This window comes from Mesorhizobium sp. M0676, assembly GCF_040320535.1.
Classification (GTDB): Bacteria; Pseudomonadota; Alphaproteobacteria; order Rhizobiales; family Rhizobiaceae; genus Mesorhizobium.
The window spans coordinates 54304-66904 of record NZ_JAMYPU010000026.1 but is presented as its reverse complement, the minus strand read 5'-3'; the positions used below and the strand labels follow the sequence as shown (position 1 = coordinate 66904).

Annotated in this window: 14 protein-coding genes; 6 read left to right on the top strand and 8 right to left on the bottom strand. The window is 60.0% G+C overall.

All coding sequences use genetic code 11. From position 1 onward, the window contains the following. Position 1: 1 nt before the first annotated feature. The 5 genes from NKI35_RS24615 to NKI35_RS24595 all read right to left on the bottom strand — a co-directional run bounded on the left by NKI35_RS24615 (position 2) and on the right by NKI35_RS24595 (position 4533). Positions 2-421: a hypothetical protein gene (locus NKI35_RS24615; protein ID WP_023684558.1), complete on the bottom strand. Its 420-nt coding sequence runs from the start codon at positions 419-421 to the stop codon at positions 2-4. 233 nt (positions 422-654) lie between these two features. Next, positions 655-1590 (bottom strand): helix-turn-helix domain-containing protein, encoded by a 936-nt coding sequence (locus tag NKI35_RS24610; RefSeq protein WP_352741669.1) that lies wholly within the window; start codon positions 1588-1590, stop codon positions 655-657. 805 nt (positions 1591-2395) lie between these two features. Further along, a complete protein-coding gene (locus NKI35_RS24605; protein ID WP_023684556.1) occupies positions 2396-2596 on the bottom strand; it encodes a hypothetical protein in 201 nt (66 codons plus the stop codon). 289 nt (positions 2597-2885) lie between these two features. Then, positions 2886-3695 carry a L,D-transpeptidase gene (locus NKI35_RS24600; RefSeq protein WP_023692792.1) on the bottom strand — a complete coding sequence of 270 codons (810 nt, stop codon included), beginning with the start codon at positions 3693-3695 and terminating at the stop codon, positions 2886-2888. 175 nt (positions 3696-3870) lie between these two features. Further along, entirely contained in the window at positions 3871-4533 is a 663-nt protein-coding gene (locus NKI35_RS24595; protein WP_023684554.1) for a haloacid dehalogenase type II, read from the bottom strand. Positions 4534-4700: 167 nt separating this feature from the next. Here NKI35_RS24595 and NKI35_RS24590 point away from each other — a divergent pair, with 167 nt between their 5' ends. The 4 genes from NKI35_RS24590 (at position 4701) to NKI35_RS24575 (ending at position 7844) form a co-directional block, all read left to right on the top strand. Further along, on the top strand, positions 4701-5579 hold the full coding sequence (locus tag NKI35_RS24590; protein WP_023673688.1) for a branched-chain amino acid aminotransferase: 879 nt from the start codon (positions 4701-4703) through the stop codon (positions 5577-5579). 105 nt (positions 5580-5684) lie between these two features. Then, complete coding sequence (locus tag NKI35_RS24585; protein ID WP_023673687.1) at positions 5685-6287, top strand: superoxide dismutase; 603 nt, start codon at positions 5685-5687, stop codon at positions 6285-6287. A gap of 159 nt (positions 6288-6446) precedes the next feature. Then, positions 6447-6884, top strand: coding sequence for a c-type cytochrome (locus NKI35_RS24580; protein WP_023684552.1), 438 nt, complete (start codon positions 6447-6449; stop codon positions 6882-6884). A 9-nt stretch (positions 6885-6893) separates the two neighbouring features. Beyond that, complete coding sequence (locus NKI35_RS24575; protein ID WP_023673685.1) at positions 6894-7844, top strand: cytochrome c; 951 nt, start codon at positions 6894-6896, stop codon at positions 7842-7844. A 20-nt stretch (positions 7845-7864) separates the two neighbouring features. On the opposite strand, the gene NKI35_RS24570 is transcribed toward NKI35_RS24575, so the two are convergent. The 3 genes from NKI35_RS24570 to NKI35_RS24560 all read right to left on the bottom strand — a co-directional run bounded on the left by NKI35_RS24570 (position 7865) and on the right by NKI35_RS24560 (position 11171). Then, positions 7865-8254: an SET domain-containing protein gene (locus NKI35_RS24570; RefSeq protein ID WP_023673684.1), complete on the bottom strand. Its 390-nt coding sequence runs from the start codon at positions 8252-8254 to the stop codon at positions 7865-7867. A 146-nt stretch (positions 8255-8400) separates the two neighbouring features. After that, a complete protein-coding gene (locus tag NKI35_RS24565) occupies positions 8401-9027 on the bottom strand; it encodes a LysE family translocator (protein WP_023673683.1) in 627 nt (208 codons plus the stop codon). Continuing rightward, a complete protein-coding gene (locus NKI35_RS24560) occupies positions 9024-11171 on the bottom strand; it encodes a S9 family peptidase (protein ID WP_352741668.1) in 2148 nt (715 codons plus the stop codon). Before NKI35_RS24560 ends, NKI35_RS24565 begins: the two co-directional genes overlap by 4 nt. A gap of 114 nt (positions 11172-11285) precedes the next feature. On the opposite strand from NKI35_RS24560, the gene NKI35_RS24555 reads away from it, so the two are divergent. Beyond that, complete coding sequence (locus NKI35_RS24555) at positions 11286-11660, top strand: SH3 domain-containing protein (RefSeq protein WP_023673681.1); 375 nt, start codon at positions 11286-11288, stop codon at positions 11658-11660. Positions 11661-12072: 412 nt separating this feature from the next. Next, entirely contained in the window at positions 12073-12498 is a 426-nt protein-coding gene (locus NKI35_RS24550; RefSeq protein ID WP_023673680.1) for a Ros/MucR family transcriptional regulator, read from the top strand. Positions 12499-12601: the final 103 nt, after the last annotated feature.

Below are 12601 nucleotides of genomic sequence, written 5' to 3'. Positions count from 1 at the left end.
GCTAGTTTTTCCTCGCAATTGCCGAGGCGCCCTGATGTGCCGCACCATTCGCCTCGGTGGCCAAAAAATCTTCGAAATTGCGCGTCTTCTCCCGCAACGAGAGACCAACCTTCGCGCCTTGTTTTTCAATCAGCTGATAGGCGCTCGCGACCCATGGCTGCGTCGGTTCTGGAACCGTATGCAGTGCAGCCTCCGTCCGTTCCGGCGGCAGGCTTACCGCCACCAGCGCGCGGCAGAGATCGAAATGAAATCCCGGATCGCCTTCACCACAAGCCGGAGAGGTCAGTCCAAGCACGAAACAGGCCAGGAGATGGTCGAGTTCCGCAGCGCTGATCCGGCTGGCGTATTGGCGTTGCAGTGCAGCCCAGGCCGCTTCGGCCTTAGGCGCGAAGACCTCGATTTCCGCGAATTGAATGTCCATGGGACAATCCGACATGCTGTATCATCTGGTTGCTCCCCCGCCCCAAATGACTTCCATCGCGACCATGAGCACATTCGCGGTGCAGGTATTTTGGAATAATCCGGAATCTTTGTAGGAAAATCCGGTATTTGGTCCCTGCGCGACAACTGTGACTGCTCTGCCACACAACCTTCGACTATACTGAAGATCAATCGAGGTATCGCCGCGGACAATCATGCGCGCCGCAACAGTCGTTAACGTTGCAGCTTCACCTGCCTGGGGGTTCTGTTCCGGTATCTGGACATGGTGACTGTCAAGTGGCTCTGGTCCGAGAATCCACTGAGATGAGCGACTTCCGCAATCGACAGGTCGCTCTCGATGAGAAGTTTTTCGGCGAAATCGAGACGCAGCCGCAGCAGGTATTTGTGCGGCGGCTCGCCAAAGGTCTTGGTGAATGCCAGGATGAAATGGCTCGGCGAAAGGCCACAGAGTGCGGCCAGCTCGGCCACCGCGATCTTGCTGGAAAAATTTACCTCCAGGAATTCGCGCACCCGCCGGGCGCTGCGGTTCGACAGACCGCCCTTTGGGGCTTGTGGCAACTTTCGCGCTCCTGCGTAGTTCCGAAGCAAATGGACGCCGAACATGGTGACCAACGAATCCACATAGAACTCGTTTGGAGTTTCCCGATCCGTCAGTTCCGCCTTCAGCAACTGCGCGAGTTGCAGCGCCTGAAAGTCGACGGTCCCGAACGGCGGCGGTTGAAGCTCGGCATGGCCGGTGTCGAATTCACGCGTTGCCAGCTCGAAGAGACTCTCGGGGGTGAGCGCCACGATTACGCTCTCCGTAGTGGATGACCGGGTCACCTTGCCGCCGAGATCGGCTGGGACGATCATGATCATGCCGACGTCGCCGTCGTATTCGTGTACTTTGTCGCTGCCCAGCGATGCCGCAATCCCTGGTGAGGGTGTAAGCAGAACCGAAGCGAAATGTTCCGCCGCTTTGAATGTGTGTGATCCCGGCCCATGAACGACATGAGCCGCGCCGCCTCGAAACGTGACCAGGTAGCGCCCCGCGCTTTCCGGTATTCCGTCGAAGATGCGACGATCCGCGCGCCGCCGCTCTGTCCCGGCGCTTTCCTGGACGTTGCCTCTATGTTGCATCTTCGTCTCTGCCACTGCTGCGCCGATCAATCCAATCCTGTGCTGTATCGAGGCGCCCAGAATTGACGTTTGCTCCTGGGCGTTCCTTCGAATCCTACAGATGCTGCTTTATATTGCAAAGAAGAATTTGAGCTCAAATGAAAATTTTACCAGGATTTTGACTATAAATTTACAGGTTTGAATTTTAGCCAAGGCTACCTGACTATTTTCCGATCTTATCTTACCATTTTTGCCTAGTTATTGTGCATAGTGTGCCGTCACAATCCAGAATTGTATTCCGAATATAGATCGCGGCCACTGACAGAGCTGGTCGACTATCTGTCATTGCCACGGACGATCCAGCAGCAGTTATCGCCCGAACCATGGCTTCTTTCCCTTGTGCTTCTTCATGGCGGTGGCCAAATGGCCTTGATCCGAAAATCCCGCGAGGTAAGCGACTTCGGCGATGGCGACCCTCCGGGAGCGATCCAGGGCTGCGGACAGAGCATATCCCGCTCCCCCGCATGGTTGCTCTTCTGGGATTGGCATTTTCGGGGATTGTGTCGAGGGCGTGCCGATCGACCCGATCGGCGCCTGCGCTGCGTTCCTGAACCTCGCCCGCATTTTTCATTCAGCCTTGCCTCAGCCGCTTTGCCAGCCCATCGAAATTCCGTGCCGTGCAAACAGCCAACCCGGAAATCCGGACGGTAATTTGTATCCCCCATAGTCTTGCCCAAAGGCAGCGTAGCGCATCCCGCGGATAGAAAAACATTGTAAGTGAAGAAAAAAGTTCGCGCGAGAAAAACATGGCCTGGCTTGGCCGGCGCTACCGAATTATCCGGCTCACGCAGGCCTGCTAAAGATCGCCTCGGCGTTTCTCGTACAGATCCCAGGACAGCTCGACCATGGCCAGAAGAACGTCTTCCTGGCTCCACCCGGCGGCAACCGCCGCCTCGACAATTCCGCGGACGAGCGGCAGCAATTGGCGCTCGCATTCGGCCGACAGGTTGGCCTCGGCGCCGTCGGCAGGCGGACTATCGAAATCAAATCCCACCATCGGCGTTCCCCCACCATCAATGATCTAATGAAATGTATGTCTCTGCAATCATACTCCCGTCTAATATACATCAATCGGTAACGAAACACAGCAGCGTCGAGATTGACAGGGCATGGCCGCCCCGATTGCAGCGGCTCCGTGGTTTGTCTGGACGTCTTTTTTGGCCTCCTGTTGCCGGCATTGCATATCTTGGATGCGAACCCCAGGCATTCGCGTGAAGCTATCGGGATCCTGACGAGCTTTGCCGCATGGAGCGGAACCTGCCGCTTCATGGCATAGATGAAGTCGATCAGGTCACCGGGCCGAGCAGGACCGAGCCATCCGGCACCCCGCCATCGATCGGGATGGCTCTGCGGTTTGCGCTCGCCGCCATCGGCTGGCCTATGTCGGACGTCACGATGACCGGGCTCTTCGACGGCACGCGGTCGTAGAGGTCGATGATGTCCTGATTTATCAGGCGCACGCAGCCTGACGAGACGGATTTGCCGATCGAGTTCCATTCCGGCGAGCCATGCAGGCGGTAGAGCGTGTCGACGTTGTCGTGGAACAGGTAGAGCGCGCGGGCGCCGAGCGGGTTCTTGAGGCCGCCGGGCATGCCGCCGTTCTTGGCGCTGTATTCTTCCAGTTCAGGCTGGCGGGCGACCATCTCATCGGGCGGCGTCCATTTCGGCCATTTCTGCTTCCACTGGACGACGGCGTCTCCCGACCATTCGAAGCCGGCGCGACCGAGGCCGACGCCGTAACGGATCGCTTGGCCGCCTTCGCGCACCAGATAGAGGAAATGGTTGGTCGTATCGACGATGATGGTGCCTGGCCGCTGGCCGGTCGGATCGGGAACAATCTGGCGTAGGAACTGCGGGTCCATCTTCTTGATCGGGATCGCTGGGAGCTCGAACCCGCTGTCGGAAATCGGGCCGTACATCGTCGCATAGTCGCCGAGCGGCGGCTCGTCATAGGTCGGCGGTGGCGGTTCGACCGGCGCCGGTGCCGGTCCGGTGGTGGTGCAGGCGGAGACCGCAATCGAGGCGGCACCAAGGGCTGCGGCATTCAGAAAGCCGCGACGGCTCAGGCGATAGGGGTCGATTTCGGTCTTCAACATGGTTGCCTTTTTTAAGTCTCGAATCGCAAGAAAGCGTGAATGCCTTCAAGCGGCGCAGTGGTCGGCCTCTCCCAATGCCTGACGCGATAGGCGGTTCCGATTCTGGCCTGAGGGTGGACAAACAAAGGCGAAGCTGTGACCGCTCTGCCACTGTTGCTCGAAGGCAACAGAGTGATCAGCCGCCGGTCAGCAGGCCGTCAAGCGACGGCAGGATCAGCGCCGGCGGGAAATCCCGGTATTCCTCGGGCTGGTTGGCGCGGTTGATCCACACGGTGCGAAAGCCGAATTTGGTGGCGCCGGCGATGTCCCAGCGGTTGGACGACTGGAACGAGACGGCGCCCGGATAGAGCCGCCAGCCCGTCGCCACCATGTCGTAGGTCGACGGGTCGGTCTTGAAGCGCCTGACGGCGTCGACCGAAAAGATATCGTCCAGCACCTGGTCGAGGGCGGCCGACTTGACCGCCGCTTCCAGCATCTCGGGCGAGCCGTTGGACAGGATTGCGAGCTTGGCGCCGGACGCTTTCAGCGCCTTGAGCACGGCCGGCACTTCCGGATAGCAGTCGAGCCGCCAATAGGCTTCGAGCAGCTTGGCCTTCAGTCCCTTGTCGGCGGAGGGAACCTTGCGCAGGGCGAAATCGAGCGCCTGTTCGGTGAGCTGCCAGAAATCGGCATAGCCGCCCATCAGCGTGCGCACCCAGGAATATTCCAGCTGCTTGGCGCGCCAGATTTCCGAAAGCAGCGGGCCGTCGGGGCCGATCTCGCCGTCGTGACGGCGCACGGCGGCGTGCACGTCGAACAACGTGCCATAGGCGTCGAAAACGTAAGCCGCGTAATGCATGGCGACAGTTTTGAGGGCAGGCGGCGCAAGGTGCAAGCATCGATTGTAGTTTGATCGCTTTCTTGGGGCGCTCTGGCCTCAACAAAAACCGCTCCATGCCGGTTGACGGCGCCGGTCAAAGCATCTTCCAATGCTTGGCACAGGCAGCTTTGAAGCGGAACCGAACAATGACACTGGCGACTGCGGCGCTATCGGCGACATGGACCTTCGTCGACGGCGACTGGTACGAAGGCAACGTCGCCATTCTGGGTCCGCGCAGCCACGCCATGTGGCTCGGCACCAGCGTCTTCGACGGCGCCCGCTGGTTCGAAGGCGTCGCCCCCGATCTCGAGCTGCATGCCGCTAGGGTGAACGCATCGGCGACCGCGCTCGGCCTCGCGCCGTCGATGAGCGCCGATGAGATTGTTGGACTGACCTGGGACGGGCTGAAGAAGTTCGACGGCAAGACAGCGGTCTACATCAGGCCGATGTACTGGGCCGAGCATGGCGGCTACATGGGCGTGCCGGCCGATCCGGCCTCGACCCGTTTCTGCCTCTGCCTCTACGAATCGCCGATGATCTCGCCGACCGGCTTTTCGATCACCGTGTCGCCGTTCCGGCGGCCGACCATCGAGACCATGCCGACCAATGCCAAGGCCGGCTGCCTCTATCCCAACAATGGCCGCGCCATCCTCGAAGCGAAGGGACGCGGCTTCGACAATGCGCTGGTGCTGGACATGCTGGGCAATGTCGCCGAGACCGGAACCTCGAACATCTTCCTGGTCAAGGACAGCCACGTGTTGACGCCGGCGCCCAACGGCACCTTCCTGTCCGGCATCACCCGCTCGCGCACCATGACGCTGCTTGGCGATTACGGCTTCAAGACCACGGAGAAGATGCTGTCGGTGCGCGACTTTCTTGAAGCCGATGAGATCTTTTCGACCGGAAATCATTCCAAGGTCGTGCCGATCACCCGCATCGAGGACCGCGATCTGCAGCCCGGGCCGGTGGCCAAGAAAGCGCGCGACCTTTATTGGGAATGGGCGCATTCGACTTCCGCCGGTTGAGCCGCTAAAAGGCAATTGGCGCTTCATTCCGGAGTTGTTCCAGATCAATGCAGCCCTATCTTAATCCGGTATCCGCACCGGATTTTTCCATGAGGAGTATGACCGATGGCTTTTGAATTGCCCGCCTTGCCCTACGACTACGAGGCCTTGCAGCCTTACATGTCGAAGGAGACGCTGGAGTATCACCACGACAAGCACCACAAGGCCTATGTCGACAACGGCAACAAGCTGGCCGCCGAAGCGGGCCTTGGCGATCTGTCGGTCGAAGAGGTGGTCAAACAGTCGTTCGGCAAGAATGCCGGCCTCTTCAACAACGCAGCCCAGCACTACAACCACATCCATTTCTGGAAGTGGATGAAGAAGGGCGGCGGCGGCAACAAGCTTCCGGGCGCCCTGCAGAAGGCTTTCGACGCGGATCTCGGCGGGTACGACAAGTTCAAGGCCGACTTCATCGCCGCCGGCACCACGCAGTTCGGTTCGGGCTGGGCCTGGGTCTCGGTCAAGGACGGCAAGCTGGCGATATCCAAGACGCCGAACGGCGAGAACCCGCTCGTCCATGGCGCATCGCCGATCCTCGGCGTCGATGTCTGGGAACATTCCTATTACATCGACTACCGCAACGCGCGGCCGAAATATCTCGAGGCCTTCGTCGACAGCCTCATCAACTGGGACCATGTCCTTGAAATGTACGAAGAGGCGAAAGCCTGATCGACCCAGAGAAGCCCCGGTACTCCGGGGCTTTTCTTTCTCAGCTGAAGCAGCAGGCACACAAAATTCGGCAGAATCCGGCCGGCGGACAGGGAATAATCCCGGCCCGCCCTCCGTTAACGTTAGGTCGCGACCCCTCATCATCCTGGAGCCAATTGAATGAGAAAGCTTGTTATCGCCATCTCTATGCTCAGCCTCGCCGCCTCGGCGGCTTTTGCCGACCCGATCCTCGACCGACAGGGACTGATGAAGGAACGAGGCAAGATCGTCGGCGGCCTGTCAAAAATCGCCAAGGGCGAGGCAGACTTCGATGCCGCCGCCGTGCTGACGGCGCTGCAGGCGCTGCAAGTCAATGCCGAGAAGTTCGATGTCGACACGCTTTTCCCGGCCGGCAGCGACAGCGGTGATACCACCGCCTCGCCCAAAATCTGGAAAGACATGGCGGGCTTCAAATCGACCGAAGACAAGTACCTCGCCGACGTCAAGGCCGCAGTCGCCGCCGCCCCCGCCGATGTCGATGCGTTGAAGGCGCAGATCGATACGCTCGGCAGTGATTGCGGCACCTGCCACAAGACCTATCGGGTGAAGAAGAGCTGATCCCGGGCAATGCCCTTGTGGAAAAAATTTGTCGGCGCCGCCCTTGTCCTGGGTGTCGTCGGTGCCGGCGCCGGCTGGCTGTTGTCGGCGTCGGTCAAGCTCGACACTGACACCCTGGCGCAGCTCGGCCCCGGCGACGCCGCCAGGGGCAAGCGCATTTTCAATGCCGGCGGCTGCACCTCCTGTCACGCCAAGCCAGGCTCGCAGGGTGACGCCCGTTTGCAACTGGTCGGCGGCCTCGAGCTCAAGACGCCGTTCGGCACCTTTGTGCCGCCCAACATCTCGCAGGATCCCAAGGACGGCATCGGCGCCTGGACGGTCGAGGACCTTGCCAACGCCATGCTGAAGGGCGTGTCGCCGTCGGGCGAGCATTTCTATCCGGCCTTCCCCTACACATCCTACGCCCGCATGAAGCCGGCTGATATTGCCGATCTCTATGCGTTCCTGAAGACGCTGCCGGCGGTCGCCGGCAAGGCGCCGGACAATTCCCTGAGTTTCCCCTTCAACATCCGCCGCGGCCTCGGCCTGTGGAAGCGGCTCTATCTCAGCAAAGAGCCGGTGATTGCCTTTGCCGATGGCACGCCTGATCCGGTACTCGCCGGCCGCTATCTGGTCGAGGGGCCTGGCCATTGCGGCGAATGCCACACGCCGCGCGACATCACCGGCGGCACCAGGAAGAGCCAGTGGCTGGCTGGCGCGGCGGCCGCCGAAGGCAGCGGCATCGTGCCGAACATCACATCGGGCGAAGGCGGGCTCGGTGACTGGTCGGAAGCCGACATCGCCAACTATCTGGAAACCGGTTTTACCCCTGATTTCGATTCGGTCGGCGGCGCCATGGTCGACGTGCAGCACAACATGGCCGAACTGCCGCCGGAAGATCGCGCGGCAATAGCCGCCTATCTCAAGGCGGTGCCGCCGCATCCCAACGGCTACCCGGTGCGCAGCAAGCCGGCCAAGTGATCCCGGCTACAGGTGGCGATCTACAGGTGGCGATCACCGAGGAAGTCGAAGCCCGTCTCGAAGAAATGACTGTAATTGCAGGTCAGTTCCTCGCCGGGTGCGATGTCGCGCAAGGCATAGGTTTCCTCGGGCGAGGAGACATCGCAATTCGGTTCGTCGTCATGGTTCATGTAGCGTGCGTCGTCGGCTTCGAAGACGATGTAGTTCGGATCCCGGCGGTCTGGATAGGAATAACGGTCGAGATAGTTCTTCACCGGGCCGCTCTCGCCTTCATAGGTCTCGACGTCGATGATCCGGTCGAATCTGGGGTCGAGCTTCCAGACCAGCGTGCCCTTGGCAATGTGGTTCCTGGCGAAAACCCCGATGCCCTGGATCGGTGATTTCTCGAGATAGGTGTCGACGAGCAACATAGTGGCCCCTTTGCGTATGTCATGGTCTGGAAGGTGGCGCGCATTGGGTAGCGCGCAGCCATTGCAAATGCGAGTGAAAATGAGCAGCCTGGAATTCAAAAAGTGACGACCGGCGCGCCTCGACGGGCGCGCCTTTCGCATCGACATCAGCGCTGCTGCAAGGCCAGACGGACGCCTAACGCGCAGTAGATGCCGCCAACCACCTTGCCTTGCAATTTCACCACCGACGGATTGCGGCGCAGGAACGTGCCGAGCCGGCCCGCACTCACGGCAAAGACGACTGTGCTGAAAAGGCCGAGCAGAACAAAGATTATGCCCAGCGTCATCAGCTGGAGCATCACCGATCCGTTTTCAGGCCGCACGAACTGGGGCAGGAAGGCAAGGAAGAAAAGCGCCGTCTTTGGATTAAGCACTTCGGTCAGGACAGCTTGACGAAACGCCTTGCTGGCGGAGATCGCGAGTGCACCGGCAGTAGGATCGGCCGGTATTTTCTCGATGATTGCGCGAATGCCGAGGTAAACGAGATACGCCGCGCCGATGTATTTTACGACGCTGAACAGCGTTGCCGAAGTGGCGATGATCGCCGAAATGCCGACCATCGCCATGATGGTATGGAACACATCGCCAGCCGCGACGCCCGCGCCCGTCGCGACGCCAACCCTGGTTCCGGAACTCGTCGCTCGCGCGACCGTCAAAAGCGTGGCTGGGCCTGGAATAAACACAAAGCCAAGCACAACCGCTATGTAAGCCGTCAAGGTGGATAGATCGATCATTGCGACGCCTCCGTTGCATTCTCAGCCTTGCCCGTAACCTCGGGTTCGGGCTTGGCCGTAACGTTGAGCGCGAAGGAGTAGGTATAGGCGATCTCCTCCAGCCTTGAAAAGCGGCCGGAGGCGCCGGCATGGCCGGAATCCATGTTGATCTTGAACAGCACCGGATTGTCGCCGCTCTTGCGCTCGCGCAGCCGCGCCACCCATTTGGCCGGCTCCCAATAGGTGACGCGCGGATCGGTGAGGCCGGCCAGCGCCAGGATCGGCGGATAGTCGTGATCGGCGACATTGTCATAGGGTGAGTAGGCGGCGATCGTTTGGTAATCTTCCGCCGACGCGATCGGGTTGCCCCATTCCGGCCACTCCGGCGGCGTCAGCGGCAAACTTGCGTCGAGCATGGTGGTCAGCACGTCGACGAAGGGAACCTCGGCAACGATGGCGCCGAAATTTTGCGGCGCCATGTTGGCGATCGCACCCATCAACATGCCGCCGGCCGAGCCGCCTTGCGCGACGATGCGGTCGTGTTGGGTGTAACGCTCGGCGACGAGATGCTGCGCGACGGCGATGAAATCGGTGAACGTGTTCATCTTGTGCGCCCGCTTGCCGTCGTCATACCAGCCATAGCCCTTGTCCTTGCCGCCGCGGACATGGGCGATGGCAAAGACAAAGCCACGGTCGACCAGCGAGAACCAGTTGGTGTTGAACGCCGCCGGGATGGCAATGCCGTAAGAGCCGTAGCCGTAAAGCAGGCACGGTGCGGAGCCATCGAGCGGCGTGTCGCGGTGGTGCAGCAGCGAGACCGGCACCAGTTCGCCATCGGCGGCCGGCGCCATCAGCCGGCGCGTGACATAATGATCCGGATTGTGACCGGACGGCACTTCCTGGGTCTTCAGCAGCACACGCTCGCGGCTGCGCATATTGTAGTCGAAGACCTGCGCCGGGGTCGTCATCGACGAATAGGTGAAGCGCATGATCTCGGTGTCGTATTCATAGGACCCCGACAGGCCGAGCGAGAACGCCTCTTCGTCGAACGAGATCAGATGCTCCTCGCCGCTGCGGCGATCGCGAACGACGATGCGCGGCAGCCCTTCCTTGCGCTCGAGCCTGACCATATGATCCCTGAAGCCGACCACCGACAGGATCAGCCGGCCTGGCTCGTGCGCCACCAGCTCTTCCCAATTGGCGCGAACCGGGTCATTAGCCGGCGCCGTCATGATCTTGAAGTCCTTGGCGCCGTCGGCATTGGTGAGGATAAAGAAGATGTCGCCGCCTTCTTCCAGATCATATTGCAGGCCAGTCTCGCGCTTTGCCACCAGCTTTGGCTCGGCGAAAGGCTCATCGGCGCGCATCAGGTGATATTCCGAGGTTTCGTGATCGTTGATCCCGATCATGATCCATTCGTTGGAGCGCGTGCCGCCGACATCCATGAAGAAGCCGGGATCGGTTTCCTCATAAATCAGCCGGTCATTAAGGGGGCTGCCGCCGAGCGCGTGGAACAGCACCTTGGACGGGCGATGATTGTCGTCGAGCCTTGTGTAGAAGAAGCCGTCATCGGCGGCATTCCAGACGCCGCCACCACTGGTGGCCTCGATCTGGTCGCTCAGTTCCTTGCCGCTGGTGAGATCGCGCACGCGAAGTGTGAAGAATTCAGAGCCCTTGTCGTCGAACGCCCACAACAGCTTGCGGTGATCGGCCGAATGGTCGACGCCGCCGAGGCGGAAATAGGGCTTGCCCTCGGCTTCCGCGTCGCCATCGAGCAGGATCTGCTCATCGCCGCCATCGCGCGGCATGCGGAAATAGCGGGGCTGTTCGCCGCCAAGCTTGAAGGATGAGCCGTAAGCATAGGGGCCATCCTTCATCGGCACCGTCGAATCATCTTCCTTGATGCGCCCCTTCATCTCGCCGAACAGCTGCTTCCGAAGCTCTAGCGTATCGGCCATAAGCACTGCTTGATAGGCGTTTTCGGCTTCGAGATGGGCGCGGATGCGGCCCTCAAGCAGGGAAGGGTCCCTGAACATCGCCTGCCAGTTCTCGGCCCTCAGCCAGGCATAGTCATCTGTGCGGGTAATGCCGTGATGCGTGTCGAAGACGGGGTGTTTCTCGGGGCTCGGCGGGCTGGCGGTCGGAAAAGCTGAGGTCTTGGTCATTGCGTCTCACTGAAGAAATTACTTGAATGGCAAATGAACACGCCGATCAGCGCGGGTTCAAGGGCCGGGATGTATTGGTTGCGGCGGGCTCGGGAGATGAGCCAAAAGGAGAGGATGATGAATTTCCATATCAACACCGCTGCGGCTCTCGCCGTCGTCGCTTCGACCGTTCTGGCTTTCACCGGCCAGTCTCATGCAACCGCGTTCGCCGCTTGGCAAGTGGCTGGCGTGCCGTTCGGCGACACGCTCAACGTTCGCAAATATCCGTCCGGCACCTCGCGGAAGCAGGCCGCCTATCCTAACGGGACGATCCTGCAGATGACCGGCAAGTGCACCGGCGGCTTGAATCTTCTGGAGATCGCCGGCCAGCCGCACTGGAAACAGAAACAGGCAATTCGCTATCAATGGTGTCAAGTTTGGCACGACCCGGCGCAAAATGGTGGTTTTGTTAGTGGCTGGGTCTATGGAAAATACCTCACGCCGTATTGAATCCGGTCAGACCGAAGATCTTCTTCGGCGTGTTTCGCCAACGCTTTGCAACTTACAGTTTGGTACGAATCCGACAATCAGCCGCCCAAACCTCGAAGCATAGACCAAGCATCGCTGCCCACTTTATGAGTCCTTGCTGATTTAGCGGTGGTGTGACCTTACGTCATGCTAGTCCTGGTCCGACCAGAAAATATCGCGAAGTTACAGAGTGCACGAAAGATTGAAGCTGAAGAGCGACTATTCGATGAATATCGTTGAATATAGCGCAAGCTGCGAATTGACTTACTTTGTCTGTGGGCTCATTAAGATGCCCGGACGCGAATCCATGAAGCTCTTCCCGCGTGAAATTCGCGCCATGCCCGATCTTCCAAAAAGGGCGCAAACAGAAACATCCTTCGTTGGGGCCTAAACCATGGATATCGTCGAAACACCTTCCAGAAATAGCGATGCGCTGATCGAGCTGACCGCCGATGTGGTGGCAGCCTATGTCAGCAACAATCCCGTGCCGGTCGGCGAATTGCCGAACCTTATCGCTGATGTCCATGCCGCTCTCGGGCGCGTGGGCGGAGCAAGCGAACAGCCTCCGGCCGACAAGCAGAAGCCTGCGGTAAACCCGAAGCGCTCTGTTCATGACGATTACATCGTCTGCCTTGAAGATGGCAAGAAGTTCAAGTCGCTGAAGCGCCACCTGATGACCCATTACGGTCTGACGCCCGATGAATACCGCGAGAAGTGGAATCTCGACGCCAGCTATCCGATGGTTGCCCCCAACTATGCCGCTGCCCGTTCGCAGCTGGCCAAGAAGATGGGCCTCGGCCGCAAACGCAAGGGGCGGTAACACCGGCTCCAATGGACAAGATCAACGGCGCCCCTTACGGCGCCGTTTTGTTTCTAGAACAATTCCAGGAAAACTGCCGAGCGCTTTCTCTTGGGAATTGCGT

Coding starts and splice junctions, on each gene's coding strand:
- NKI35_RS24615 (WP_023684558.1), bottom strand. CDS start 421: ATGGACATTCAATTCGCGGAAATCGAGGTCTTCGCGCCTAAGGCCGAA.
- NKI35_RS24605 (WP_023684556.1), bottom strand. CDS start 2,596: ATGGTGGGATTTGATTTCGATAGTCCGCCTGCCGACGGCGCCGAGGCC.
- NKI35_RS24600 (WP_023692792.1), bottom strand. CDS start 3,695: ATGTTGAAGACCGAAATCGACCCCTATCGCCTGAGCCGTCGCGGCTTT.
- NKI35_RS24595 (WP_023684554.1), bottom strand. CDS start 4,533: ATGCATTACGCGGCTTACGTTTTCGACGCCTATGGCACGTTGTTCGAC.
- NKI35_RS24590 (WP_023673688.1), top strand. CDS start 4,701: ATGACACTGGCGACTGCGGCGCTATCGGCGACATGGACCTTCGTCGAC.
- NKI35_RS24585 (WP_023673687.1), top strand. CDS start 5,685: ATGGCTTTTGAATTGCCCGCCTTGCCCTACGACTACGAGGCCTTGCAG.
- NKI35_RS24580 (WP_023684552.1), top strand. CDS start 6,447: ATGAGAAAGCTTGTTATCGCCATCTCTATGCTCAGCCTCGCCGCCTCG.
- NKI35_RS24575 (WP_023673685.1), top strand. CDS start 6,894: ATGCCCTTGTGGAAAAAATTTGTCGGCGCCGCCCTTGTCCTGGGTGTC.
- NKI35_RS24570 (WP_023673684.1), bottom strand. CDS start 8,254: ATGTTGCTCGTCGACACCTATCTCGAGAAATCACCGATCCAGGGCATC.
- NKI35_RS24565 (WP_023673683.1), bottom strand. CDS start 9,027: ATGATCGATCTATCCACCTTGACGGCTTACATAGCGGTTGTGCTTGGC.
- NKI35_RS24560 (WP_352741668.1), bottom strand. CDS start 11,171: ATGACCAAGACCTCAGCTTTTCCGACCGCCAGCCCGCCGAGCCCCGAG.
- NKI35_RS24555 (WP_023673681.1), top strand. CDS start 11,286: ATGATGAATTTCCATATCAACACCGCTGCGGCTCTCGCCGTCGTCGCT.
- NKI35_RS24550 (WP_023673680.1), top strand. CDS start 12,073: ATGGATATCGTCGAAACACCTTCCAGAAATAGCGATGCGCTGATCGAG.